The organism is Rheinheimera gaetbuli (genome assembly GCF_054781935.1).
This window is the reverse complement of record NZ_BAAGTL010000008.1, coordinates 309,933-334,763: the sequence shown is the minus strand read 5'-3', so window position 1 is coordinate 334,763 and position 24,831 is coordinate 309,933. Positions and strand designations below refer to the sequence as shown.

The 24,831-nt window shown below is 50.7% G+C and carries 23 protein-coding genes; 8 read left to right on the top strand and 15 right to left on the bottom strand.

Translation table 11 applies throughout. From position 1 onward, the window contains the following. Positions 1-298: 298 nt before the first annotated feature. Positions 299-1,099 (bottom strand): S1 family peptidase, encoded by an 801-nt coding sequence (locus ACYVIC_RS08445; RefSeq protein WP_460859013.1) that lies wholly within the window; start codon positions 1,097-1,099, stop codon positions 299-301. A gap of 100 nt (positions 1,100-1,199) precedes the next feature. Beyond that, complete coding sequence (locus ACYVIC_RS08440; RefSeq protein WP_460859010.1) at positions 1,200-1,643, bottom strand: hypothetical protein; 444 nt, start codon at positions 1,641-1,643, stop codon at positions 1,200-1,202. A gap of 407 nt (positions 1,644-2,050) precedes the next feature. Between ACYVIC_RS08440 and ACYVIC_RS08435 the strand changes: the two genes are divergently transcribed. Then, on the top strand, positions 2,051-2,713 hold the full coding sequence (locus ACYVIC_RS08435; protein ID WP_460859009.1) for a hypothetical protein: 663 nt from the start codon (positions 2,051-2,053) through the stop codon (positions 2,711-2,713). A 271-nt stretch (positions 2,714-2,984) separates the two neighbouring features. Here ACYVIC_RS08435 and ACYVIC_RS08430 read toward each other — a convergent pair whose 3' ends face one another. Both ACYVIC_RS08430 and ACYVIC_RS08425 read right to left on the bottom strand, forming a co-directional pair. Next, positions 2,985-5,210, bottom strand: a complete 2,226-nt coding sequence (locus ACYVIC_RS08430; RefSeq protein WP_460859007.1) for an exonuclease domain-containing protein — start codon at positions 5,208-5,210, stop codon at positions 2,985-2,987. A 17-nt stretch (positions 5,211-5,227) separates the two neighbouring features. Beyond that, entirely contained in the window at positions 5,228-6,199 is a 972-nt protein-coding gene (locus ACYVIC_RS08425) for a calcium/sodium antiporter (RefSeq protein WP_460859005.1), read from the bottom strand. Positions 6,200-6,336: 137 nt separating this feature from the next. On the opposite strand from ACYVIC_RS08425, the gene ACYVIC_RS08420 reads away from it, so the two are divergent. Beyond that, positions 6,337-6,519 carry a hypothetical protein gene (locus ACYVIC_RS08420; protein WP_460859003.1) on the top strand — a complete coding sequence of 61 codons (183 nt, stop codon included), beginning with the start codon at positions 6,337-6,339 and terminating at the stop codon, positions 6,517-6,519. Here the strand turns inward: ACYVIC_RS08420 and ACYVIC_RS08415 are convergent. From ACYVIC_RS08415 to ACYVIC_RS08400, 4 genes are all read right to left on the bottom strand, one after another. Then, a complete protein-coding gene (locus ACYVIC_RS08415) occupies positions 6,516-7,334 on the bottom strand; it encodes an efflux RND transporter permease subunit (RefSeq protein ID WP_460859001.1) in 819 nt (272 codons plus the stop codon). The two genes, ACYVIC_RS08420 and ACYVIC_RS08415, sit on opposite strands and share 4 nt — an antisense overlap. Further along, entirely contained in the window at positions 7,328-9,661 is a 2,334-nt protein-coding gene (locus ACYVIC_RS08410) for an efflux RND transporter permease subunit (protein ID WP_460858999.1), read from the bottom strand. The genes ACYVIC_RS08415 and ACYVIC_RS08410 overlap by 7 nt, the downstream gene beginning before the upstream one ends. A gap of 3 nt (positions 9,662-9,664) precedes the next feature. After that, positions 9,665-10,726 carry an efflux RND transporter periplasmic adaptor subunit gene (locus ACYVIC_RS08405; protein ID WP_460858997.1) on the bottom strand — a complete coding sequence of 354 codons (1,062 nt, stop codon included), beginning with the start codon at positions 10,724-10,726 and terminating at the stop codon, positions 9,665-9,667. A gap of 92 nt (positions 10,727-10,818) precedes the next feature. Continuing rightward, on the bottom strand, positions 10,819-11,637 hold the full coding sequence (locus tag ACYVIC_RS08400; protein WP_460858995.1) for a M90 family metallopeptidase: 819 nt from the start codon (positions 11,635-11,637) through the stop codon (positions 10,819-10,821). A 164-nt stretch (positions 11,638-11,801) separates the two neighbouring features. On the opposite strand from ACYVIC_RS08400, the gene ACYVIC_RS08395 reads away from it, so the two are divergent. Beyond that, positions 11,802-12,263 (top strand): tellurite resistance TerB family protein, encoded by a 462-nt coding sequence (locus ACYVIC_RS08395; protein WP_460858993.1) that lies wholly within the window; start codon positions 11,802-11,804, stop codon positions 12,261-12,263. Between the two features lie 218 nt (positions 12,264-12,481). On the opposite strand, the gene ACYVIC_RS08390 is transcribed toward ACYVIC_RS08395, so the two are convergent. The 4 genes from ACYVIC_RS08390 to ACYVIC_RS08375 all read right to left on the bottom strand — a co-directional run bounded on the left by ACYVIC_RS08390 (position 12,482) and on the right by ACYVIC_RS08375 (position 17,420). Beyond that, positions 12,482-12,787: a hypothetical protein gene (locus tag ACYVIC_RS08390; protein WP_460858992.1), complete on the bottom strand. Its 306-nt coding sequence runs from the start codon at positions 12,785-12,787 to the stop codon at positions 12,482-12,484. A 157-nt stretch (positions 12,788-12,944) separates the two neighbouring features. Beyond that, positions 12,945-14,123 (bottom strand): ABC transporter permease, encoded by a 1,179-nt coding sequence (locus tag ACYVIC_RS08385; RefSeq protein WP_460858990.1) that lies wholly within the window; start codon positions 14,121-14,123, stop codon positions 12,945-12,947. Continuing rightward, positions 14,120-15,049 carry an ABC transporter ATP-binding protein gene (locus tag ACYVIC_RS08380; protein ID WP_460858989.1) on the bottom strand — a complete coding sequence of 310 codons (930 nt, stop codon included), beginning with the start codon at positions 15,047-15,049 and terminating at the stop codon, positions 14,120-14,122. Before ACYVIC_RS08380 ends, ACYVIC_RS08385 begins: the two co-directional genes overlap by 4 nt. Before the next feature lie 91 nt (positions 15,050-15,140). Further along, positions 15,141-17,420 carry a patatin-like phospholipase family protein gene (locus ACYVIC_RS08375; RefSeq protein ID WP_460858987.1) on the bottom strand — a complete coding sequence of 760 codons (2,280 nt, stop codon included), beginning with the start codon at positions 17,418-17,420 and terminating at the stop codon, positions 15,141-15,143. A 105-nt stretch (positions 17,421-17,525) separates the two neighbouring features. Here ACYVIC_RS08375 and ACYVIC_RS08370 point away from each other — a divergent pair, with 105 nt between their 5' ends. Next, positions 17,526-17,693 carry a hypothetical protein gene (locus ACYVIC_RS08370; protein WP_460858985.1) on the top strand — a complete coding sequence of 56 codons (168 nt, stop codon included), beginning with the start codon at positions 17,526-17,528 and terminating at the stop codon, positions 17,691-17,693. Positions 17,694-17,855: 162 nt separating this feature from the next. Here ACYVIC_RS08370 and ACYVIC_RS08365 read toward each other — a convergent pair whose 3' ends face one another. After that, complete coding sequence (locus ACYVIC_RS08365; RefSeq protein ID WP_460858983.1) at positions 17,856-18,083, bottom strand: DUF2798 domain-containing protein; 228 nt, start codon at positions 18,081-18,083, stop codon at positions 17,856-17,858. A 134-nt stretch (positions 18,084-18,217) separates the two neighbouring features. Here ACYVIC_RS08365 and ACYVIC_RS08360 point away from each other — a divergent pair, with 134 nt between their 5' ends. Beyond that, the gene (locus ACYVIC_RS08360) at positions 18,218-19,168 is read left to right on the top strand and encodes a D-2-hydroxyacid dehydrogenase (protein WP_460858982.1); all 951 of its coding nucleotides are present in this window, start codon (positions 18,218-18,220) and stop codon (positions 19,166-19,168) included. Positions 19,169-19,221: 53 nt separating this feature from the next. After that, positions 19,222-21,255, top strand: a complete 2,034-nt coding sequence (locus ACYVIC_RS08355) for a tetratricopeptide repeat protein (RefSeq protein WP_460858980.1) — start codon at positions 19,222-19,224, stop codon at positions 21,253-21,255. Here ACYVIC_RS08355 and ACYVIC_RS08350 read toward each other — a convergent pair. Then, positions 21,252-22,088 carry an RluA family pseudouridine synthase gene (locus tag ACYVIC_RS08350; protein ID WP_460858978.1) on the bottom strand — a complete coding sequence of 279 codons (837 nt, stop codon included), beginning with the start codon at positions 22,086-22,088 and terminating at the stop codon, positions 21,252-21,254. The genes ACYVIC_RS08355 and ACYVIC_RS08350 overlap by 4 nt on opposite strands. 85 nt (positions 22,089-22,173) lie before the next feature. Between ACYVIC_RS08350 and ACYVIC_RS08345 the strand changes: the two genes are divergently transcribed. Both ACYVIC_RS08345 and ACYVIC_RS08340 read left to right on the top strand, forming a co-directional pair. After that, positions 22,174-22,809, top strand: a complete 636-nt coding sequence (locus ACYVIC_RS08345) for a choice-of-anchor H family protein (RefSeq protein WP_460858976.1) — start codon at positions 22,174-22,176, stop codon at positions 22,807-22,809. Then, positions 22,806-23,729 carry a hypothetical protein gene (locus ACYVIC_RS08340; protein WP_460858974.1) on the top strand — a complete coding sequence of 308 codons (924 nt, stop codon included), beginning with the start codon at positions 22,806-22,808 and terminating at the stop codon, positions 23,727-23,729. Before ACYVIC_RS08345 ends, ACYVIC_RS08340 begins: the two co-directional genes overlap by 4 nt. On the opposite strand, the gene ACYVIC_RS08335 is transcribed toward ACYVIC_RS08340, so the two are convergent. After that, on the bottom strand, positions 23,721-24,770 hold the full coding sequence (locus ACYVIC_RS08335) for a hypothetical protein (protein ID WP_460858973.1): 1,050 nt from the start codon (positions 24,768-24,770) through the stop codon (positions 23,721-23,723). The genes ACYVIC_RS08340 and ACYVIC_RS08335 overlap by 9 nt on opposite strands. Positions 24,771-24,831: the final 61 nt, after the last annotated feature.

Genomic DNA, 24,831 nt, shown 5'->3' with positions numbered 1-24,831 from the left:
GTGTAATATGCATAGTACCAACACAACACAGCGCCGCCAGATAAAGCAGCCAGAGCAGCGCAAGAAAGCCGGTTACGCCACTGCGGATAATCCGTACTTAGCAGCTTCGCTTTGTATGTAGCACCTTTATCAGTCATTTTTGCTCCCGGCGCGGCGGTTGGGCCTGCCCTTTCACACCAAGCTAGTGCTCGGCATCAGTAGTCACATTATGCAGCGATCTTGTCTCTAAGTTGCACGGCTCCTGCAACCATGTCTTGCCCCTCCACATAAGCTGGAGTTTCCTATTAGACCTTTAGGCTTATTGTTGACCAGCCAACACACCCAGGATCCAATCTTTGTAAACTGAAATCCTCACCTGGTATGCCGTAGTACCATATAAACCACCTTTGAATGTTGAGAGGTCGCCTTGCCAATACTGCCAACTTGATAACCCAGCAAGATAAGGTTCACCATCAAGGAAAATAACGGATGGGCCTCCGCTATCACCAGATCCGTGAATGCCTTCAAGCGGCAACGCATTAGGAGGGGCGTCAAACCTATACGTCAGCCAATTACCCTTTGCACCATCAATTTTGTTATGAAAGGAATGCATTTTACGTAGAGGTTTAGTGCTCAAATCCTCACCAATTAAACCGTTCCCTGTAGCTCCCCGACCGAACACAGTGACAGTTTGACCCACTTCATTGTCTTCCTGATAGATTTTCACCGGTGCGATGCCACTGACAGGTGATGAAAGTTTGATTATCGCGATATCAGGCCTTGAAGCAAAGAACGCCATTAGTCGTGTCGCATCTCCCTTAAACAAAGATTCATCCGGCTCAATATAATCGGGATGTTTTGTTACTGATTCAATTTTGTAACTTTCACCGCCAATTTTTATGCTTTTACCTGTGTAATCATAAAAAATGACATGTGCTACTGTAACAATCCATTGAGGTGCAATCAGCACACCATGTCCCTCGTGAGGCATATCAATCAGAAACTCTGGTGCATTCTCAACCCAATATTTTTCTGGCGGAATGTCGTGTCGCTTTACAACTGCATTGCAATAATTCGGCAATATCAGACTCACCGCAAACAATAACCACCAGAATTTCATGCTATGTCCATTATAATCAAAAAGCTAACGCAAAGCTTTGGGGCGGCTGGAGCGCAGCGTAAGCCGTCCCAGCCACGATAGTGGCGACAACAGCGCCTTGTTAGGGCATGTAAAACAAGACTTGCTTACCGAATTTTGTTTTTTTATGCCCAATAACAACCCTTTGACCAACATTAACACTTTCATAGTATTCATCACTTACTCTGAAGTCATAGTCTGAGCCCTTTACATTTATAATTTTCATGTAATCACGTCTTCCTCTAATTTCTTTCGATGTAATTACTGCTAAAACTGTATAAATGGACTCATTTGAAATTTTTCTTGCGTGAATAGATGGCAACCACTCTGAGAGCATTTGAAATTGCATTATAAATAAAAGCCCTGTGATTGCAGGTAAGGCTACGGATAAGTACAAATAAAATTTTTTATTGTTTGAAACCCAGTTGAGCCTCTCTTTAAGTTCACAACGTCTCTTTACGAAAATAGTAATTGAAGCCACAAGAAAAAATGCGCAACAAGTCAACGACACTATTTTCGCAAACATAACGGTTGACTCATTTGGTTCGAAGTTGTTGCCAAAACTAAAGATCGACGAAACTGTTACTACAAATATGAATGTCAAAACGAAAAGAGATGCCAGCTTCAAGTGATGCCCTAACAGCTTATTCAAAGGACCAAAACCCGCGAGTTGCGTGTATCAGAACCCGCTAGTTGCAAAATTGGCTCCAGTTTATGGCGCTAGCTAAATGTAAATCAAGCATTTTTATCTTGTAGCAATTTATGTTGCTGTAAACCACGGGTGTTACACCCGCGAGTTGCAGATAAAAAACTCAAAGGCAAACCGGTGTACTTTAACGGCACAGGAGCACAGCGTAACCGCGGCATATAACTTGAGTTATCGCTTTATTAACCTAAACTTTTATGATTAAACCAAATGGAGCGACGTACATCATGTCAGTGATAACGTACTTTACCGTCGCTATTGCTATGCTCTCTTTTGTTGCGCCTGCAAAAACACGATTTGACATTATTGCGGTTGAATATCCGCCTTTTAGCAGCAGTGAAATACCCGGCGGGGGCCTGACATTTGATCTGCTGCGTAATCAATACGGTGAGAACATCGTATTTAAGCCTTTGTTCTTACCACCTGCCAGAGCAGCGAAAGTGTTGGCAACATCTGACTGGTGTGGTAGTTTTTTTCCTCCGGGTGAACAAGTCCCGGCACTTAAATGGCCATTATCAGAACACCAAATTAAAATCGGTTTGTATCGCAGAAAACAAGCTGATGATTTTCGTTGGACCAAGCTCAGTGAACTTTCAGGCTCTGTTGCCTTGCTTCGCATCGGCACAGACAGCCCTTTTTCACGTCAGTTTAACGATGCCGGGTTGAATATCGTTTGGGTAGAGTCGCCCGAACAAGGTATAGAGTTATTGATAAAGCAACGCGTCGACTACAGTATGGGAGATGATATGCTTGGCAGCCGCTTTGAGCAAAACAGCGAAACACAGAACATGCTGCAGTTTTCCGACACGGTGTTAACCGAGACACCTGTGGTACTGTTTACAAATCCCAGCTGCGAAATCTCGGGTTTAATGATCCGAAAATCAACTTAACACCACATCTTGATAATAATAAAAAGCTTCTTTGCTATCAAATATCTACGAAAACGCCGTGTTATCACAAATATTGGGTTTTATCGACAAGTAGCCATAACTACAGCCTGTCATTTACCAATAGTAACAAACCTGAAAAATTATACATTTAATCAATCTTTCACTCAAAGAATGAGCAACCATGTCAAGGTCACTTGCCCCCTTCAGCGTCATGTTCGGTTTTTTTAGCCAACTAATGCTTAACTACGCAGCTAAAGCAAGCCTAACCAATTTAGTTGCTATCTACAGCGCAGCGCTTTGCATTGATCAGCTTTAATAACTCCACGGTGGCAGTGGCGTCTGCAAGGGCGCGGTGGTGGTTGGTGAGCTTAATGTCGAACTCGGCGCACAGCTTGCCCAGGCTGTATGATGCCAGACCGGGGTAGTAACGGCGCATATTCACTACCGTGCATAACTGCGGCATATCGAATGGTAGTTCACAACGGGCAAACTCACTGCGGATAAAACCGTAGTCAAACTTAGCATTATGCGCAACAAACACCGCGCCTTGTAAAAACTCAGTGAGCTGGCCGGCGATATCGGCAAATTTAGGCGCGTCGCTTACCATGCTATTACTGATACCGGTTAAGCGGCTGATAAAAGACGGAATAGGCCGCTCGGGGTTTATCAGTGTGTTAAAGGTGTCCACCACTTTACCGGCCTGTAGTTTTACTGCGCCAATTTCGGTGATGCGATCGGTGCCGGCCTTACCGCCGGTGGTTTCGACGTCCAGCACCACGTAGAGCCGGTTGGGATCGACTATCCACTGCAGTTTTTCTATGCGGGCGTTAAAGCCGGCATTTTGCAGTGCGAGTAAGCGAGCTAATTGATGGCGCTGTATTTTATCGCCGGGGGCTTTTACTTCAATAAATTGCAGCTGATTGTCTTTAACTAGCAGTAAATCCGGGTAGCCGCTGCTATGGCGGTTAAAATCCTGTGCCATGGCGCGCAGTATTGGCGCCAGTGCACTGTCGCCGCCAGCCTTGGGCGCGTGTTGTAACAGCGGTAACAGCTGCTGGGCTAAATCGCTGTGCCAGTAAAACAGGCTGTTGGCCTTACCGTAATGCGCGGTTAACGCGCTAAGCAAGCTGGTGGCGGCGTCTGGCGCGTCCAGTTGCGTCAGTTTATGTTCTATTTCTGCCTGAAACTGCTGATAAAAACCACCGCCAGCGAGATTACGCGGCCGGCGTTCAAACGGGTTATGCAGGGCGCTGCCCGGATGCTCAAACAGTTCATGCCAAAACCACAGACCAAATAGCGCCAGCCAGAGGTTATTTTCGGCGTGAAAAACGGTGTAACCCTGTACCGCATAATGCGCCATAACGCCCTGCTCGGCTTTGCCCAAATACAGCTCGTCGATGCCTAGCTGCGGCGCGTCTTGTAGTAGCTGGGTAAGCTGCGAGCGTTTGGTTTTGCTGGCGCTACCGGCAAATTTGCGTTGGTAAAATTCGTCGGCAAACAACCACTCTTCATCGCAGCCGGGATCGTCCAGCAGTTGCTGTAAATATTGCCGGCACTGTGCGGTGTCGTCCTGCTGCCAGTACAACCTGACCAGCCGCTCACTGGCCGGAAAGCCATTGCTGTGCCGATAAAAAGCAATAGCCAGATCGGATAACAGGTACTGTTCGGCCAGTTTGCCCAGCTGATAGCAACGGTCGCTGCGCTTTAGTAATAGGGCGGCATCATCTGGCACAGGCCAGTTGTCTACCTCATTTAACCATTGGCCTAACATTGTTTTTGCTTGTTCTGGTTGCTGTTTAAGCTGCTTGGCCAGTTCAATAATTGCCGGTTTAGCTTTGGCCAACTGGTAAGCCAGCATGGCCTGGCTGGCATCGGTAAAGCGCGGTTTAAACTGCTGCTTAAATTGGCCGGTTTGCCGAATGCCCAAATCACGCAGGGTAAACAACGACAAATTGGCCTCGATACGGCCAAAATAAAGGAAATAAAGATAGCTAAGCGCATCCTGGCGCTGCAACGCAACATAGCGCTGCGGCAATTGCTCGATAAGTACCAGCCAGTTAACCGGCAGCTTTAGCGCCGCGCCGAGCAGCTGTGGTTTGGTTTGGCTTTTTTTCACGCCTATGGGTTCAGCCAGTTCGCTGTGCGCCCGCTGCAGCAATTGCCACAGGGAATCTTTTGTTAACCGTAACCAAAAATCGGCCAGGTTGTCCGTTGCTAACGGCGCAACAAAAGCGGCTGCGCTAAGCTCATCTAATAGCGGCGCTGTTTCGCCAATTTCAGCATAGGTGAGCTCAGTATCGGCAAACACGGAGCCTTTTCGGTTAAGCATGCGCACCAGCAGCTGCTGGGCATTGTGGCTAAGCTGATGAAAGTCGCCGATAAAGCCGCGACTATCTGCGCTGAGTACAGCCTGATAATGCTGCGCAATAAACTGCAGCATCTCGTTAAAGTGCTGCAGGTAATACCCCGTGTCGAGTTCTTTACGCGGCTCAGTCATTAGCGCGTGTTTATGCCTTAAGCGATGACGGTGCTAACCAGATAACCGGTATAGCCGATAAACACTGCCAGCAACAAACCACCCTCCAAACGATTGATCCGGCCTTGTTTTTTATAGCCATAGCCCATAACAAATATTGAGGCCGTTAACACCGCCATAAGCGTCCAGTCACGGGTTAATACCACTGCGTCAACTGCCATTGGCTCTATCGCGGCGGCAATACCCACCACTGCCAGGGTATTAAACAGATTTGAGCCAATAATGTTACCCAGTGCAATATCGTGCTCGCCTTTTTTAATGGCGATTAACGATGACGCCAGCTCAGGTAACGAGGTACCAATAGCCACCACGGTTAAACCGATGACTAAATCACTTACGCCCAGGCCCTGAGCAATAAACACCGCGCCGTACACCAACATGCGCGAAGCAATAATTAACAACACCAGCCCCACCAGCAACCAGATTATGGCCTTTTTTAATGTCATGGCTGGCTGGCCGGCCAAGTCTTCAGACATCTCATTGGCAAGCGCATCCTGCGGGTTACGCATCCCCTGCCATACCGACCAGGCCATAACGGCAAAAAACACGCCAAGCAAACACCAGGCATCGACACGGCTTAGCTGATGGTCAAACAACTGCCAGCCGGCAAATAAGGTTACCAGCATTAAAATGGGTAGCTCTTTACGTAATACCTGCGAGTGCACAGCGATTGGACTAATAAGTGCCACCAAACCTAAAATAAGTGCAATATTGGTAATGTTAGAGCCATAGCCATTGCCCAGCGCCAGCGCGGGGTTACCTTCGCTGGCGGCCATCGCCGACACGACCATTTCCGGCGCGGATGTACCAAAACCGACTACTAACATACCAATTAGCAGTGGTGGCATACCAGCATAACGGGCGGTAGCGGCAGCACCATCCACAAAGCGGTCGGCACTCCAAACCAGCAGGGCTAAACCGGCAACTAATGCAACTACAGCCAATAACATGTATATGTCCTTTTAAAGTAGATTTTAGTGCGCGTAGCATAGCATGCAGCTATTTTACCGCGAAGCGCCGCCAGGCGCTTTTTGAAACTAAAGTTAAAACCGGTTAAGCTCGCATAACAACCGATACGGAGCACACTATGACCACCTTAATTACCATTTTAGCCCTGCTGTTTGCCGCACTGTTTATTGTAGTAACGCTAACAGAAAAATACGGCAACCGTGACCCGGAGCAAACCGCTAAACTTAGCCGGTATATTTTGCCGCTGGTAGCCTTGCTGGTAATAGCGCAGGTTATTAAATATGCCTTTTTTTCTGACTAAGCTTTTTCTCCGGACAGGTTTTTGTGCCTTAACACGCTAACCAGCAGCGCCGGTAAAAACGTTAAGCTGATTAACGTTGAAAACAGCAAACCACATAGCACTATAATACCAACGCCGCGATACAGTTCTGTGCCCTCACCCGGAAGAAGCACCAGTGGCGCCAGTCCAAATACCGTCGTAGTAGTAGACATTAATATCGGCCGTAACCGGGTGGCGACTGCCTGCAATACCGCGTCTTTTACTGCCATATGGCCACCGTGCAGGTTGTGCCGGCTTTGGTCGACAATTAATATCGGGTTATTGACCACAGTACCAAGCAAGATTAAAAAGCCCAGCATGGTAATCATATCGAACGGCTGGTGAAAGCCACCCAGACCAATAACGGCCAGCGCACTGCTAACACCATTTACCGTAGCCAAGCCGACTAAAGCACCGGCCAACCCCAGCGGTACAGTCGCCAGTACAAACAGCGGATAACCCCAATGGGTAAAAATAGCCACTAATAACAGGTAAATTAGCAGTACCGCTACCGCAAAGTTAGCCCCCAGGGCTGCACGGGTTTCGTCCAGTTGGTCAGACGCCCCCGAGATATCCAGCGTGACATCCGCGCCAATAGCACCGTCGCGCTGCAGTTTAGGTACTAACTGCTGCTGTACTATTTGAACTGCTGTTTCCAGCGCAACAGAGCGCGGCGCAATAATGTACAGCGTAACCGTACGGCGGCCATCAACACGCCTTAACGTATCGCTGTCGGCGACTTCGGATAAATCTGCCAGGCTGCTAAGCGGCAATACTGCCCCATTGGGCGTTAACACCGGCGTTTGTGCCAGCTAGCCAAACCTTGTCCGGCACCAGCTTTGCTAAACAGAAAAATATCCACCTTGTCGTCGGCCATAAAAAACTCATCAACAAAGGCGCCATCACTCAGTGCCGACACGGCAAAACCAAAATCGGCAGCGCTGAAATTCAGCTCGGCCAGACGTTGCCAGCGCGGACGAATTTCTATCAATGGCTGATCCAGCGACAACGAAGACGGCTCAGAATTTAGCTGCGGCTTGTCAAACAGCTGGCCGGCAGCAACATAGGCAGCATCGGCCGTAGCGTATAAGCTGGCTAAATTTGGCCCGGAAATATCCAACGCCACCGCACGGGTACCACCGTCATTGCTGCTGATAATAGAACCGCGTGACGAAAACGCCCGCATGCCGGGATACTGACGAAACAGCTGTGTCATCGCTTGCATCATGGCGTCGATATCCTGCGGCCGGTTTGGCTCGCTCAGCACGCGAATACGCCCTACCGACACGCTAAGCGAATAGTACTTTAGCGACGGCATGCTGGTTTCACCGTTATCAAATGCCGCTGGATCACGGTTTACTTCAGCCGTTAAATAGCCTTTGATTTCCTCGGCGATAGTGGCCATTTCTGACAGGTTATAGCCAGGTGGCGCTATCATTGACGAGAAGGCTTTTGGCTCTTCGCCCTCGGGCAGGTATTCAGCCGGCGGCAGCAAATACCAACCCGCCCCCAGTGTCATTAACAGGGTAACTGCCAGTGTTATACGCCGGCTGCTGCGGCTAGCAATGATCGCCTGTACCAGGCGCAACAGCGCACCGGGCGCCAGCTTATCGCCAGCAGCATGCAGTACCGCCTGCGGGCCAAAACCCAGCCGGGCAATAGCCGCTGGCACCACAAATACCGCCACCAGCATAGAGGCAATAATGGCCGCACCAATGGCAATAGCAATATCGGAATACAGCTGACCGGCCTCTTGCTCGACAAACAAAATGGGTACGAATACCAGCACCGTGGTTAGCGTAGATGCCAGTACCGCCGGCCAGACATCGCGCACACCGGCAATGGCACCTTCTATGCGGTCCAGCCCCCGCCGACGCGCTTGCTCGATGCTTTCCAGCACTACTATGCTGTTGTCCATGGTCATGCCAATAGCAAAGGCCACGCCAGCCAGTGAAATAACATTAATAGTGCGGCCAAATGCCAATAAGCCTAAAAACGCGGCTATGGTACAAATGGGCACACCGATAACACCAACCAGGGTGGCACGGTTGGAACGCAAAAACAGATACAGTACCAGAGTAGCCAGCGCCGCCCCCAGCGCCAGGTTAGTCCAGACGTTAGCAATAGAGTCTTCTACGTAGCGTACATCGTCGCTAATCAGCATCAGCTGCAGGCCGTTGGCTGCCAGCATATCCTGGTTAACCTGGGCCACCACCTGCATCATCTGGCGTTTAATATCGATGACATTTGAGCCCGGCTCGCGCCGTACCGATAAGCCCAGCGTACGCTCGCCGTCGGCAAACGACAGCTCGCGCACTTCAAAGTGATCTAACACTACCGTAGCCACATCTTTTAACCGTACCTGGTTATCACCCTGCTGGGTCAGTATCAGGTTTTCTAATTCATCGATCTGGTCAAACCGGCCTACCATCCGCAGCAAATAACGACGTTTACCGCTGTCGATATCGCCGGCTGAACTATCGCGGTTACGGGCACGAATGGCATCCCTTACATCTGTCAGGCTGATACCGCGCTGCGCTAATCTGGCCGGGTCAACCAATACCTGCATTTGTCGCTCGGCGCCGCCGCTAACACCCACTTCTGACACGCCGGGCACCCGCTCCATCCGCGGCCGCACATAGTCTTCGGCGTAATCACGCAGCATGTCCATGTCCAGCTTTAATGGGTTGCCCGCTGTTGGCATTAGCCGGAAGAACATAAAGGCATTGTTGGAAAACGAGCTGCTAAACAAACGCGGCTGGTCGACGTTTTCCGGATAGGCCGGTACCTGACTTAAGGCATTGCTAACCCGGATCAGTGCTTCATTTACATCGACACCAAACGGAAACTCCAGTTCTATCTGTGCCGAGCCGGTACTGGCGCGCGATAGCATACGTTTTAAATTGGGCAGGGTGCGCAGGTAGCGCTCTTGTTCAATCAGAATTTCTTTTTCTACATCTTGTGGCGTGGCGCCTGGCCAACCGGTTACCACACTGATAGTGCGCACTTCCAAATCGGGGATCATTTGTACCGGAATACGCAGCGCAGCCACTATACCCAGCACGCAAATAATCAGTACCGCAACTGTTAAAATAGTACCGCGGCGAATACCGGCGTCCAGCATCAGTTACTCCTTATCTGCTGACAATATTTGTACCTGCTGACCGTCGCGCAAGGTTTCATTGCCGCGCACTACCACCGGCAACTTGTCGGGTAAACCGGATAAAACTTCAACCCCCTGTTCACTGCTGCGCCCTAACCTTACATTGTGTCGTTGCGCCGTATTGTCGCGGATACTAAATACACTAAAGTTACCGTCAGGATGGCGTAACAGGGCATCAGGCGGGATTACCAGTACGCTGGCGTCGTCACGCTCAAAATACAGTGTGGCACTGGCAGAGCTGCCCGGCAGTAAGCGTTGTTGCTTGTCGCTTACCTGCAACCGGGCAAGAAAACTGCGGGCACTGACATCGCCCACCGGCACCACGGCCAGCAGATTGGCACTAAGTGTTTGCTCTGGCGCGACATCAGCACGTACTGTAATGCGTTGCAGCGACGCCAGTGCACCGAAGTATTCTTGTGGTACCTGCACATCCAGCAATAATGGCGTTACGCTAACCAATTGCAGCACCGGCGTACCCAGCGCCAGCCATTCGCCGGCATCGGTATAGCGTTTGGCAATCACACCGGCAAAAGGGGCAGTTAGCGTATGACGCGCTAACATTTCCTGCTGCAGCGCCAGCGCCGCTGTGGCTTGCTGCAGCTCAGCATCAACGCGGGCCAGCGTGGCCTGGCGTACGCTCAGCTCGGTTTGCGCAAACAGTTGCTGTGCAGTCAGTTGCTGCGCCTCGTTTACCAGCCGCTGCGCTTCGGCCTGTTGTACTTTGGCCGCATTTAACGCCGCCTGGCGCTGCGCCAGTTCATGCTGTGCCAGCGTAGTATCCAGCTGCAGCAACGGCTGGCCTTTGGTTACGACGCTACCGGCATCTACCAATACCTTGGTCACCAAACCGGCACTGCGGCTGGATAAACTGGCATCTTGCTGCGCGGTTAAACTACCACTTAACACCAGTTGCTGTGACAGCGCTTTTTGCTGTGGCATAGCCACCCGCACGGGCACCCTATCCTGAGCAAATAACGGTAGTGCAACCAGAATACCCCACCAGGCTGTAATGAGACGCCAGCGCATAAAGCTCCCCAACAAATAAGAATTGTTCTTGTTAAGCTACCGATTATGGCGTAAAGCGCGCGTCAGATCACTTTTTTCTGTTAAAAGCGGTATCACCAGCTAAGTGGCTGTAAGCGGTAAAAGCGACTGAGCTCCTGATACAGCCCGGGATGCTGCTGCGCCAGCGTGCCAGGTTGCTCAAAAAACACTTCGCTGATGACGGCAAAAAACTCGGCCGGGTTGGTAGCACCATAATGATTAAACAAACTGGCTTCGCCCAATGCCGCCTGACGTTGCAAGGTGGCAAACTCTGCCGCCATAACACCGGACCAACGCTGATAGTCAGTGCTGCGCTCCAGTAAAGGCGCACCATTGGCGATGCCCTTCTCCTGATCTAACTGATGCGCAAACTCATGGATCACCACATTGCGGCCATCTGTGGGGTTAGCGGCACCATCCAGGGTGTCGGCCCAGCTTAAAATCACCTTACCCAGGCCCCAGGACTCACCCGATAGCACCCGACGCTGCTGGTGCATTACACCGGCGGCATCGGCACTGTTGCCATTAACCACAAAGGCAGAGGGGTATAACAATATTTGCTTTAGTTTTGGGTAATAATAGTCCGGCCGGTTTAGCAATAATAAGCAGGCCTGCGCCGCGATGGTCACACGCATCTCATCCGTTACCGTTAAACCGTCGCAACCGATAAATTGCTTTTCGGCAATAAATACCTGGATATGCTTTTTCAGTTGTAGCTGTAAATCGGCGGGTAAGGCACGAAAATACGGCAAACGGCGTTTTAATATTTCGCGCCAGACCGCCGGAAACGGCTGTTGCTGTAATTTGTTGCGCTGATAACGGCGCCAGTAAGGCAGCAACAACACCAGCGCGATAATGGCTGCGCCGAGTAACAGGGTAATCAGGATAGCCAATGCTCACCTCAGGCGTTAAGCGCCGTATACTGTAATGTCGATGATGGCAAGTTAATGCGGCAGAGCCGTTGATTTTTCAAGCGCGACAGCCTTGCGTAATACATCAACAACGAACTTTGCCGTACACTGCGGTTCTAACCCCGGTAGTAAATGAAGGAGTACTCATGTTTCAGTTATTTAAAACCCTGCTGGATAAAGTTAACGATGGCATGGCCGCACCGGCTGGCAGCAGTACCCCATTTGGCCTGAACGAAACCGAGTTAGCCTGCGTGTCGTTAATGTTAATGGTGGCCCATGCCGATTTTAGCAGTAGTAATGCCGAGCAGGCGCTGGCAACGGAATATGTAAAACGCGAGTTTAGTTTAAACGATGCCGATGCCAGCTCGGTGGTGGCGATGGCTGATAAGCAGGCAAACGAGGCAATTTCGTTGCATCAGTTTACTGCCAGGCTAAAGCAACTGAGTTATGACGCCCGGCTAACCCTGCTGGATAACCTGTGGCAACAAGCTTACGCCGATGGTGTGTTGGACCCAAACGAGGAAGCCATGCTGCGTAAAATTGCCGATTTATTGTTTATCCGCCACAGCGATTATATCCAGGCCAAACTGGCGGTGTGTGGCGCCTGAATGTTAACTCACCGAACTAAGAACCGGCTTGCCCTAAGCCAACCGTTGAAGGCATGGATGCTGACAAATTCGCCGGGAGCGAATTTGAACAGCTGTGCTGGTCCGCAGGATAAACTTCATGGATGAAGTTTATAGTCGAGCCTAAAGGGACATATTTACGGCGTGTTGGTGTGGGCAAGCCGGTTCGTCAGATACACCAACTTACCGGTTTGCAGCCGTTAATCTTCTCGCTTATGCAGCACTTCGCCTTCAATGGTCTGCTGGCCAGAGCTAGTTTGGTTGTGTTGCCCCTGTGCCGCCTGCTGGCGTTGCTGCCAGGCTTTAACCTTAGCCCGATGGCGAAAAAGCAGGATCGGAATTAAAATCCAGCTCAGTAACAACATAAATACCAGTACCGCCATGCCGATAAACAGCATCAGCCCCAGCAGTAACCAGGCCAGAATACGCTGTAACGGCCCACCACTGCGGCCACGGGCAAACGTTTGTTGCCACTGCTGGCCTTGCTGTTTAAACGAAGAAAACATATTTACCTCAATCTGAGTCAGCACAAAGCATGACAGCAACAATCTCAGCGGCCGCCCCAATTGGCGCCTAACCACTTAACAAGAATAGGCTATTAGTCAGGGCGCCGGGGCAGAAGTTCAACCCCGACACCGGCAAAAGCAAGCTAAGACGGCAGGATTAATCGGCTTTATTGCTTAGCGCCCAGCGCACTATATCGCCCCAGGATGGCTCTTTGCCGTACATTTGCATACCACGTAAAAACACCCGGCCGGCCAGACGGCGCATCCACCATACCGTTGCCAGTAGCAGCAACAGTGACAACAAGGGTTGCCAGAACGCCACCTCAACCATCGCCATTTTTACCGGCATAGCGGCAAAAGACGTCAGCGGAAAAAAGCTCAGTAATGTCATGGCCCAGCCAGAGGGGCTGTCTATTACCAGAAAAGTAAACACCATCGGTAACCAGGTAATCATCATTACTGCACCCTTGCCGCTGGTGTTCGGATCGTCAATAGATGCCGCTACGGCGCCCATAAAGGCCGCGCACAATACCACGCCCAGCAAGGCAAACGGGATCAGCCATAGCACCACGCCAACGTTTATCCAGCTAAAGTCGATGCCCTTCTGTGAAAACAAACTCACCACCGTAAACACCAGCAGCATCACAAAACCGGAAGTAACCATGGCTTTTAGCGCACTGAAGCTATGCCCCAGTACTTTGCCGTCCATCCATTGCTGCGGCGTTAAAATGGCATAAAGCTGCTCAGTAACGCGCTGCTGCTTTTCACCGGTAACGCTGATCAGCACCTGGCCAAACGCCGTCGACAAACCAATAAACAGCAAAATAAGTGCGCCCATGGCAATCATTTTCTCCGGCGTATCTTTGCCTTTATACGATTGGTCCAGATATTGGGTATTAATAGTTACAGGCTGCTCCAGCCGGGCGAGTTGTGTTTCGTCCAGCCCCATCTGCGTAGCAGCAAGTTTGCGGTAGTGTTGCTGTAATACCTGCTCTAGTTGTGCCAGCCACTTTTTCCCCGTTAGCGTATGAATTGCAATGCCATCTTGCTGTTCGGTCAGCACCGCATGCCAGGAATCATCGGTTTGCATTTGCGCCAACTGCGCGTCCAGGCTGATGCTGGGGCGCTGAAATTGAAATTGTTCGGTGTTATCGATACTAAAACCGGCCGGCACCGCTATGCGGTATTGCTGCCGGCTTTCGTCAGTAAAGTAGCTCCACAGTGCCACAGCCGCCATCACACCCAGAATTAACAAATAAGAAACAAGCTGCTGCTTCCACTTAAAAAAGCGTAAAAATTCCCACTTAGCCACAATTAAACTCTGGCGTGAAATCATGCTGCTACCTCCGGTTGATGTTTCGCCATCGCAGCCAGATACAGCTGATGTAAGTCGGCATTTTGCATTTCTACCTGTGACAGCTCACCCAAGTGCAATAATTGCTGCAGGCAATCTGCCACGCTAACGCTATCTTCCAATGTGAGTAACCACTGCTGATTATCCTGCGCAGTCACTGCCGCAATGGCCGCCAACTGCTGTAATTGTTCAGCGGTTACCGCCGAGCTAAAGGCCACCTTCATCTGGCGCTGGCTAAGGCTTTGCGCCCGGATTTGCGCCAGCGTGCCGGCCAGTACCACCTGGCCCTGCGCCATTAACAGCATGTGGTCGGCCAATTTTTCTACCATCGCCATCTGGTGGGCGCTAAGTATCACCGTCATACCGCGCGCTTTAAGCTGCTTTAAAAACTCAACTACTTTTTCCTGATTAATCGGGTCCAGCCCGGAGAAAGGCTCATCCAGAATCACCAATGCCGGCTGATGCAGCACGGCAGCAATCAGCTGTACTTTTTGCTGATTGCCCTTGGATAACTGTTTTAACTCGTCGTGGCGCCGCTCTGTCAGGTCAAACACCTGCAACCAGCCATCCATTTCTGTTAACGCCTGCACTTTGGTTAAACCGTGCAGCTGTGCCAGGTACAGCAGATTTTTTTCAATACTCTTATCCGGATACAGGCCTCTGTCTTCGGGCAAATAGCCTAACAGACGGCGCGGCACATGGTCATAGTGCTGGTCTTGAAAACTGATGAGTATACTGCCGTGATCAGGCTTGGTCATGCCGACCAGCATGCGGATAATAGAAGACTTACCCGCGCCGTTTGGCCCCAGTAGCGCAAAAATCTCACCACTGTTAATTTGAAAACTAACCTGTTTTACCGCCTGCACTGACGCATAGGCTTTACTGATTGCGGTAACAATTAACTGCATGTTTGCATCCTGCTTATTTACTTGTGGTTAGCTTAACATTGTGGCGGCGGGTAACTCCAACAGCAAAATTGTCAGCAAATATAACCGGCTGTCAGTACGACTGGCCAAACGACAGATATACCGACTCATGGTGACCTGACTGGCCATCTTGCGCCATACCAAGGCCAAAATACAGTGGCCCAAGCGGCGTATCCCAGCCGAGAAACACACTGCCAGCCCACAGCCAGTTGGTCGCATCGGTGCCGCCGGACGCACCAAATACATCTTTGCGTACGCGGCCGCGTTCAAGTGAAGCGCCTAAGTACAGCGCAGAATTAACAAATGAAATACGTGGCTGATTCAACCGGTACAAATAGGCCAGGCTGCCAAACTGGATCTGGCTGCCGTACAGTGAGTTGGGTGCATAACCAGATAAGTTAAGAAAGCCCCCCAGGCTATATTGCTCTAATGCCAGAATGTCGACTTGATCTGCCTGGTACTGTTCAAACTGCCAATGCGTGCGCAGTGTATGCCGCTGCCAGCTTTTGGCTGCCAGCAATTCAACACGGCTGCTGATACTGTCGGTCTTTTGCTGTAGCACCTGATCATGCATAAAGCGGTAATGGCTGCTAAGACGGATACCCCGGGTTGGAAAACTACGACTGTTTAGCGTATCCCAGATAAATTCTACTGCCGGTCCTTGCCTGCGGTAATCAATATCTGACATGCCTAGCTGCTCAGCATATTGGCCTGGGAGTAAATAGTTGCCGTCACGCCACAACCAGCCCAATTGCAACCGGGCGTGGTCTGAGATATTCCAGCCGGCAGCAAACTGCAGGGCGTTTTCATTATTTTTTAATTCGCCGGCTGACAAGCCATTGTCATTTTGCAAAGCCTGAATATCGCGCCGTAGCTGATAATCGGCCAGGCTGTAAAAGCCACTACCGGCCAGCGGCCAATACAGTTCAGTGCCGACATATTTATTGCTGCCCAGCGCCAGCTCAACACGCCATTCTGCGCCCCAATCCGACAGGTTGGTGCGGGTGTACGACGCAGCCAACTGGTACAGATGGGTAGTACGAAAATCATCCTCGAACATTAGCCTAAAGTTAGCATAGCCCGGCCCCCAGCTTTTCTCGCTGGCACTGACATTCAATACCGTATTGCCCTCTGTATCGGCACTAAGTTGCTGGCTAACGCGCTCAAAGGTGTCCAGGCCGTATAACTGACGTAAACCACGACGCAGGCTGCGCTCGGTATATAGCTGGCCCGGACTGAGCTGCAATCGTGATAGCAGCAGCTCATCATTGAGGCGAGATTGATTTTGCAACGTTATACGGTCAATAACGATTGACTGATTGTTGTGCTGCTCAAAGCGACTAAACCAATCGCGGTATATCCGTTGCGGCTGGCTAAAATCAGCCAGTGCCTGCACAAAGCGGATGGCGCTTTGCCGGCCAGACACGATGGCTTTGTCAATATTGCCAAAATCCAGCGTGCTAATTTCTACCAAATCCGGTTGCAACAGTACATCGCGGTCGGTCAGTAGCTGCAGTTGCTGCTGCACCCCGGCACGGACTAAAAAGCTGGTCAGCTGTTCAGTAATGCTAAAGGCCGACTCTATCTGTTCGCGCCGCAGCAGCGGCGAATCAATGCTGACGGCAATAATGCGGTCAACCCCCAGCGCTCTGGCCACGCTAATAGGTAAATTATTTACCACACCACCATCAACCAGCAGCCGGCCATCCAGTTCCAGCGGCCGCACCACACCGGGAATACTCATCGATGCCTGCACCGCCTGCACCAGGCTACCCTGGCTTAAGATCACCTCTTGTTGTGTCAGCAGATCTGTAGCCACAGCACGAAATGGCACCGGCAACTGGTCAAAATGGCTAAGATTGGCAAAAACGCCAAAGGTACCTTGCAGAATTTCGGCCAGCGCCTGACCACTTAAAATACCTTTGGGTAATTTGACGCCATCAGTGGAGACACCTAAATCCAGATTCACCGGATAGTTATCGCTTTGCTCTTTACGCCGCAGCGGCATTTCATCACGGTACACCCTGTCACGAAAACCCGCCGCCCAGGGCGTTTGCTGCAACTTTTGCTCAATTTGTGCGGCACTGTGGCCACTGGCATACAGGCCGCCGATAAAGGCACCAATACTGGTGCCAACCACCAGGTCCACCGGAATTTGCTGGCGCTCCAGTTGTTCTATCACCCCCAGATGCGCGCCACCACGTGCACCGCCCCCGCCCAGCACCAGGGCGACACAAGGCCGCTGCTGCGCTCTGGCCTGTTGACAAATATCGGCTGCCTGTAACGGCGTAACAGTGCTGATACAGCACAACGCCAGTGCAGCAAGCCATTGACACCCTAACCCTGTCTTCATTTTGTCTCGGTCCGTCTCATGCTCAGCGCAGCACTGCCATATTGTATTTGAGCCTGCTACCGCTTATTGCTATTGTTAACCAAATTGATAAGTGCGATACCTGATATGGCAAAATTTATCACCACGGTGCTGTTCGCTCTCTTGCTGCTATGTTGCATTAGTCTGCCGGTGTATGGCAATACGCTGAGCATAACGCTACTTGACCAACACAAGCGGCCGCTGAGCGATGCCGTGGTCGAAATTGTGCACCAACAGTCGCAGGCGGTAGCATAGTACCCTGTACAGTGATTAATGGTTATGACAGCAGTGGTGATTAGGTTTTGGCAGCGCAAGCAATGACCAGTACAAACTGGTATTCGAAGGCTCTTCTGGCTGAACAACTGTGAGATATTAGCGGCGGCGCCAATGAATAAAGATATTAGCTACCGCTAGCGACTAGACCTGCCGTGTTAGCTTGCTGCTTAGTTTGCGGCTCAATGGCGCAAAAATAAACACTAGCGGAAAAGCACAAGCATGGGCATACAGGTAAGCGTTAAGCCAGGCAGAAAAGAACGCATCAAACCACCCCAGATTGATAAAGGTCAAAATGCCTGACATAAGAAATGCCATAAAACCCGACATAATAAACGCAAACAGCACTGGTTGAAAACGTGCAGGAAACATAAAACAACTCCGCAGATAAAACGCCGATAACAACGCAGGGCTAACTGTAACACAGTTTCACACTCAACCTGCTTGCACCGCGCCAGGACGCCGCTGCAGTGCGCTATATTGTCTGCACCACTATAGGATACAGCATGTCACAGTTAGTTTTTCTCGATGCCGGCACGCTGGCTGGCACCGACTTATCGCCACTGCAAATTGACGGTACAACGCTGGACTGTTTTGACCATACACCACGTACAGAAGTTGTTAGCAGATTGCAGCACGCCACCGTCGCCATTACTAACAAAGTAGAGCTAACCGACAGCATCATGCGCCAGCTACCTGCGTTAAAACTGATTTGTGTTGCTGCCACCGGCGTTAATAATATTGAGTTGCAAGCTGCAGCTAAGCTGGGCATTCAGGTCTGTAATGTGCGCGGTTATGCTAATACCGCCGTGCCGCAACATGTGATGGCGTTACTGCTGGCGCTGACAAATAAGGTGGCTCAGTATCATCAAGCCGTCAAACAAGGCCGCTGGAGCCAGAGCCCGCATTTCTGCTTACTGGATTATCCACTGACTGAGCTGGCGGGAAAAACCTTTGTGGTAGTCGGTTATGGTGCTTTAGGCCAGGCCAGTGCGCAGCTGGCAGCAGCCTTTGGTATGACAGTGGTGATTGCAGAGCAGCCCCATGCCAGCGCATGCCGCCCCGGCCGGATGCCGTTTTATCAGGCGCTGTCGTTGGCTGACGTGGTATCACTACACTGCCCGCTTACGGCACAAACTCAGCAGCTGTTTAATGCACAGGTGTTTGCGCAGATGAAACCAGGCGCTCTGCTAATCAATACCGCCCGTGGTGGTCTGATTGACGAGACAGCGTTACTTGAGGCGCTTCAAAGTGGCCAGCTTGCCGGGGCGGCACTGGATGTACTAACTCAGGAACCGCCAGCCGCAGATAACCCGCTGCTAAGTGCCGGCCTGCCTAATTTGATTATTACACCTCACATGGCCTGGGCAACGGCTGAAGCGCGTCAGCGCATGGTGGCATTACTTGCAGGCCATATCGCAGCCTTCTTTGCCGGCCTGGCATTGCCTGCACTATAGCCGTGAAGCAATTTACCGGCTAAACTGCGGCAAACTTTACAAACATTGCTGCTATGCCAAGACTTTTTGCCCTGCTGTTGTTTTTTGCGTTGCCCTCGCTGGCGGCTGATACGTTACAAACCCGGTTAAGCGAAGCTGGCAGCGATGCCGAGCGGGTTAGCAATACTATACTGGCCTTGCCTTTAGACGATCGAACAACGGCAGACTGGCTGGTACTGGCCGAAGCACAGCGCCGGTTGCGCAATAAAGAAGCTGCCATGGATGCAGTTAACCGCGCACTGCAAAACAGCCGCCAGCCGTTTTTACAAGCGCATGCTTACCTGCTTAAAGCCCAGGTTTATGGCATCTTGTATAGAGACACCGCAATTGCCATTACTCAGTTAGAGCTGGCTGAGCGTTTGTTGCAACACGCCGAAGATAACCCAAGCCTGACGTTATACAGTGATGTATTACAAAGTTTTGCGCAGGCCTACAACCAGCTGGGAGATATTTCCCGCGCTATTCCGTATGCTGAAAAAAGCCTCGCATTGGCAATACGCCAACAACAACCGGAGGCTGAACTTAGCGCCCGCATTATATTGGGCCGTCTGACTCTGCAAAACAATGCTTATGGTCAAGCCTATATGCATTTACAACAGGCATTAACATTAGCCAGCGAGCTAAAAAACACTGATGCTCTGGCGTCTATTCATTTTCGCCTGGGCATGGCGTACCGTAAAATTAATGACCATGTGCAAGCGTTGCAACATTTACAACACGCCAGGCAGCATTATCAGGCGGTAAATAACCAATCAAGCTATGTATATACCTTAATTTATATTGGTGAAACCTATCTTGAAGATGCCGCTACCGCAGAGCAGGCTGCAACATACATGAATGAGGCGCTGACACTGGCCGAGCAACAAAATGATTTACTGCGCATTGGTATGGTGAGATTGGGTCAGGGCCGGCTGGCAGTGCTGCAGCAACAACCTGAGTTGGCACTTCGGCATTTCAATAACGCCATACAGTTGTTCCGCCAGCAAAATGTACAAACCTATCTGCAGGAAGCCCATCTGGCGCTGGCCGAGTTGTTATTGCAGCAGGGCGAGGTGGCACAGGCAGCACTGTTACTAACCGAGCACAGTGAACAGATGCCTCAGGCGGCAAGCTACCTGCGTTATCGTTTTCATGATCTGTCGTCACGTATCGATGCCACCCGCCAACATTGGGCAGATGCATACCAGCATTTGTTACACGCCAGTGTGTTAAAATTTGAGCAGGTTAGCGAACAAAGCACGCTGCAACTGGACATGCTGAACAAAGCACTTACCGATGCCTCGACTGACACGCAGCGACATCAGCAGGTACAGCAACTGCAGCAGCAGTATCAGCAGCAGCAACAACGGCTAACTTTAAGCTATCTGGCGGCAGCGTTAGCGCTGCTAATGCTGCTGGCCTTTGCCACGTTGTGGTGGCGCAACCGGCGAAAACTGCTACAGGCGAGGCCCGGCGTATCTGACTGGCAGCAGTTTTGTCAGCGGCTGCAGCAAAAACAGCGCGGCGATCTCTGGCTGCTGGCCGTAACCGCTTCGCAAAGCCAACAATTGAAACGTCGCTATGGCGAACAATGGCTGCACGCATCGCTGCAACAAAGCCTGCACCCGTTTTCACAAAACGAAGTGCTAACCAGTTGCCTGTGTGATGACGTGCTATGGCTTGGTATATACGGTGATGCGCAACAGATACATCAACAACAAACAACACTGTTAATGGCGCTGCAAAACGGCTTAACTAAAGCAAAAATCCAGACCAACCCGGGCTTGTTAAGTCTGGCATTGCCAGTTAGTGAATTGCTTGGTTCACACTGGCGCTCAGACGACATTGCCGCACTACGTGAAATCTTATGGCTGAGCCTGGCTTGCTGTGAGCAACAAAGTACAGCGCAACATATCCATCTGAGTTTGCGTAGCAATAAACCTCAGGCTTGTGAGTGGCGCAGTAATCTGGTGCGGCAAGATGTGCTTAATGCGTTGCAGTTGGCTGATCTGAGCCTGCACTGCAACGGCCGGGTTATACCACCGACTTGTTTTGAGCTCGCCGACTAGGTCAGGTGCAACCACAGCGCCGATGGTAATTCAAATTGCTGTGGCTGACGCCGGAACGGGCAGTGGAAACTGAGCCGCACAGCCTGCAATGCCATACCAGTGTCATCTTTGTTGCCCTGGCCATATTGCGGATCACCCATTACCGGGTGTCCCGCCTGGGCAAAATGACGGCGTATTTGATGCTTACGACCGCTAATTAACGCTACATCCAGCCAGGTCTGCCCGCGCTCAGCATCAAAATGTCGCATGCTAAATTTTGTCTGGCACGCCTTACCATCCAAAGCTGCAGTTAACTGCGCGCTTGCCAGCAAGTCGGCGCTAAGCTGGCCTTTAACCCGGATCAGATAATCTTTACTAATGCGCCGTTCGCTGATCAGTTTACTAAAAGCTGCCGCTGCAGTTTTACTATGCGCAATCAAGACTAAACCACTGGCTTCTCTGTCCAGCCGATGCAATAAAAACACCGGCCGTTTAGCAGAAAAATGCTGCTCGGCAGCGCGTAGCAGTGCCAAATGATCGCCCCATTCGTTGCCCTGCGTCAGCATGCCGGCAGGTTTAAACCAGACACTATACTGCTGCTGATCGCTGAGCAACTGCGCGGCATCGCACTGGCGCACCAGCAAGTCATCATCATAATGTAACTGCAATTGCTGGCCAGGCTGTAACTGCGTTTGCGCGCGGCGTAGGCGCTTTATTGGCTTGCTGTTTAACAGCACAGCGCCCTTGGCCATTGCATCTTTCAAACGCCCTTTGGACAGTTCAGGCACGCCCTGACACAGTAAATCTATCGCCAGAATCGCCTTATCAGCCGTCAGCCCTCGTACCAGTTTCATTGCTTTACAGATCCTTTACATTGAAGTTCAGCTAAAATTCATCGCCACAGCCTGTAATAGTAACAAAGCACAAGGAGATACTGTTATGAATAAAATTACCGGCTGTTTAATCACAATGCTTTGCCTGTTAAGTATAGATGCAGCAGCGTTGAGCCAAAGCACTGAGCGCCGCGCTGCAAAACTGCCGGCACAAAGCAGCAACAGTGGTCTAAGCACTGCGCAGGCTTATCAAAGCCATGTTTGGTTTCATCGCATAGACCTGGCACTAACGGGTGATATTAACGCCAACGGCTACTATCATCGGTTAGAGGTAGAATTTGACGCTGACACCTCACTACATTATCTGCAGGTATTCGCCGAATTTAGTTTGCTGCCTACCTATGGCGGCGAACGCATTTACTACACCAGCTCAGTATTTGAGCTTTACCGCGACAGCGCAAACGACTGGCTGGCCGTCGACACGGTGCTGGACCACCGCTATCCGGCGGACAATTATCTGCTAACAGTAAGGTTATATGACGCCAGTTCCGGCTACCTGCTGGCAGAGATCTCTGGTTTTGATGATATAAATCTTGATTTGCTACCGCTGGAAGACTACAGCCGGGACAGCTACATTGACAGTAGCACTACGGTCGAAGTATCGGCAGGCAGCACTGGCATTGCAGCCATACTGGCATTATGCTTGTTGTTATTACTAAGACAAAAAGCTAAAACCGGATGAAAGCTGCGTGGTTACTGATGTTGCTGTTTATGCCAATGTGTCAGGCTGCACCACTGCGCCTGACGCTGCAACAGCAGCAGGACCAGCTGCAGTTTAGTTATCGTTTCGATGTCGCTGGCCAGCCACAACAGTTAAACTTTAGCATGGACAATGCAGTATTAACGGAACATTTTCGTCAGTTTAAAGCTTTTAAACCGGCGCTGCTACAGCAATATCTATGGCGCGATATTCAGCGTCATGTTGCAAAATACCCAGGTGTAAAAGTGCAGCGCATGCCACGGCAAGACCGGCTCGAATACCGGCTTCAAGGCAGCGACAACGCCCTGCTACAACAGCTAAAAACAGAACTTGCAACCCTGCAGACCGAATATACAGCGGCTTATTTACATCGTGAGTACTACACTAAAATCCGCTTATCAAATGGACAGCTTGTAATAGTACCAGACCACCAGCGCCTTATGCAGGATAGCTTGCCGGCGCTATTACCGGTTGCTACCGCGTTACATGCAAAGCTGATACATCTCGATGTGCGTAGAGCTATAGGTTATATCAGTGAATGGTTGCAGCAAATTCCTTATCAGGATTTATCTGACCGGTTACAGTCTTCCGGCGCCAGTTATAGCCCGCCGCTTCGCCTGCTACGGGAGAACAGAGCCGACTGCGACAGCAAAGCCGTGTTGCTTGCCGCATTAATTCGTATGCTGCTGCCCGATATGAAACAAGCCATAATTTATCTGCCCGGACATGCAGTACTGGCAGTGCAAATGCCTGCAGCAAATGACGACAGCAGCGTAACTATTAATGGCAGTAAATATACGTTAATTGATCCAACAGGTCCGGCATTGCTGCCGGTAGGCCAAATAAGTAACGAATATAAAATATTTATCCAGCCAGGTGGTTTTAGCTACCAACTACTCTGACGGCGCCCGCCGTGCCAGCTCACAGATACGTTCAAACAGCTCACGCCAGCCTTCCGGAATGTGCCTTACGCCTTGGATCTGCCCTTTAAATAAACGTTCGGTATGCACCAGCAACCGGCTAAACGCCGACAAAGTTCGGCGCCGGTAACGATACTGCATTAGCGCCAGCAACATGCCAAGTAGCACCAGATAGGTTAACCAGTGCCAAAAAAAATCTTTTACGCCAGCTGCAAAAACACTGGATTTTTGTTCCAGCAATGCCACAGACCATGGCATCGTGTTCAGACGTTGCACCTGCAACATGTGGCCGCTAATCATGTGCGGTGATAAACTGGTTGAGCTGTGAATTACCTCGCCTGAGGTATCAAGTAACATAAACTGAGAACCGCTATTTTGCTTTTGCAGCGGGGCTAAAATAGTTTGTAGCGATACAGCAAACACCAGGCGGCCTACTCTGGCGTCATTAAAATAAACCGGCAGTGTCAACGCTGCCTGCTGTGGCAAAAACTCACTGTGAAACGCCATGTCGCGTTGATACGGCATGTCGGCTGGGATCTGTTGCAGCCAGTTGATAAATTGGTCGGCAATATAGTCTGGCCAGCGGGCTTCGCCGTTAACAGCAAAACCTTGATCTGATATGTAATACATAGCAAGCAGATGAGATTGCGCTTGTGAAGCCAGCTCAAAATAGGGTAGAAGCCGCTGTAACATTTGCAGCTCAGCTTGCTGCGCTGTAACGTTAAGACTGATGTCTTGCCCATTGCTTAGCTGCAATACATTGAGCTGTGCAACGGTGTCTGCCGGCGCCAGACTCAATTTCGCTACCGCAAAGCGGCGTATAGCCTCAGCAAAGGTGAGAACAGGGGTAAATTCGGCGTCGAGCTGTGCGCTAACGTTAATTAACTGGTTTTTGCTTAGCAGTACTTTGTCATCGACACTACGTAAATAATGTATCGCGGCACCGGCCACCGACAGCAGCAAAACCAGAATACAACCAAACAGGGTGCTACGACGGTACTCGTGATATACGGGGTTAAACATGCAACTCCTTTTGCATAGGCAGTTTTTATTAATCAGAACCAGAAATAGCCTAGTTGAACTG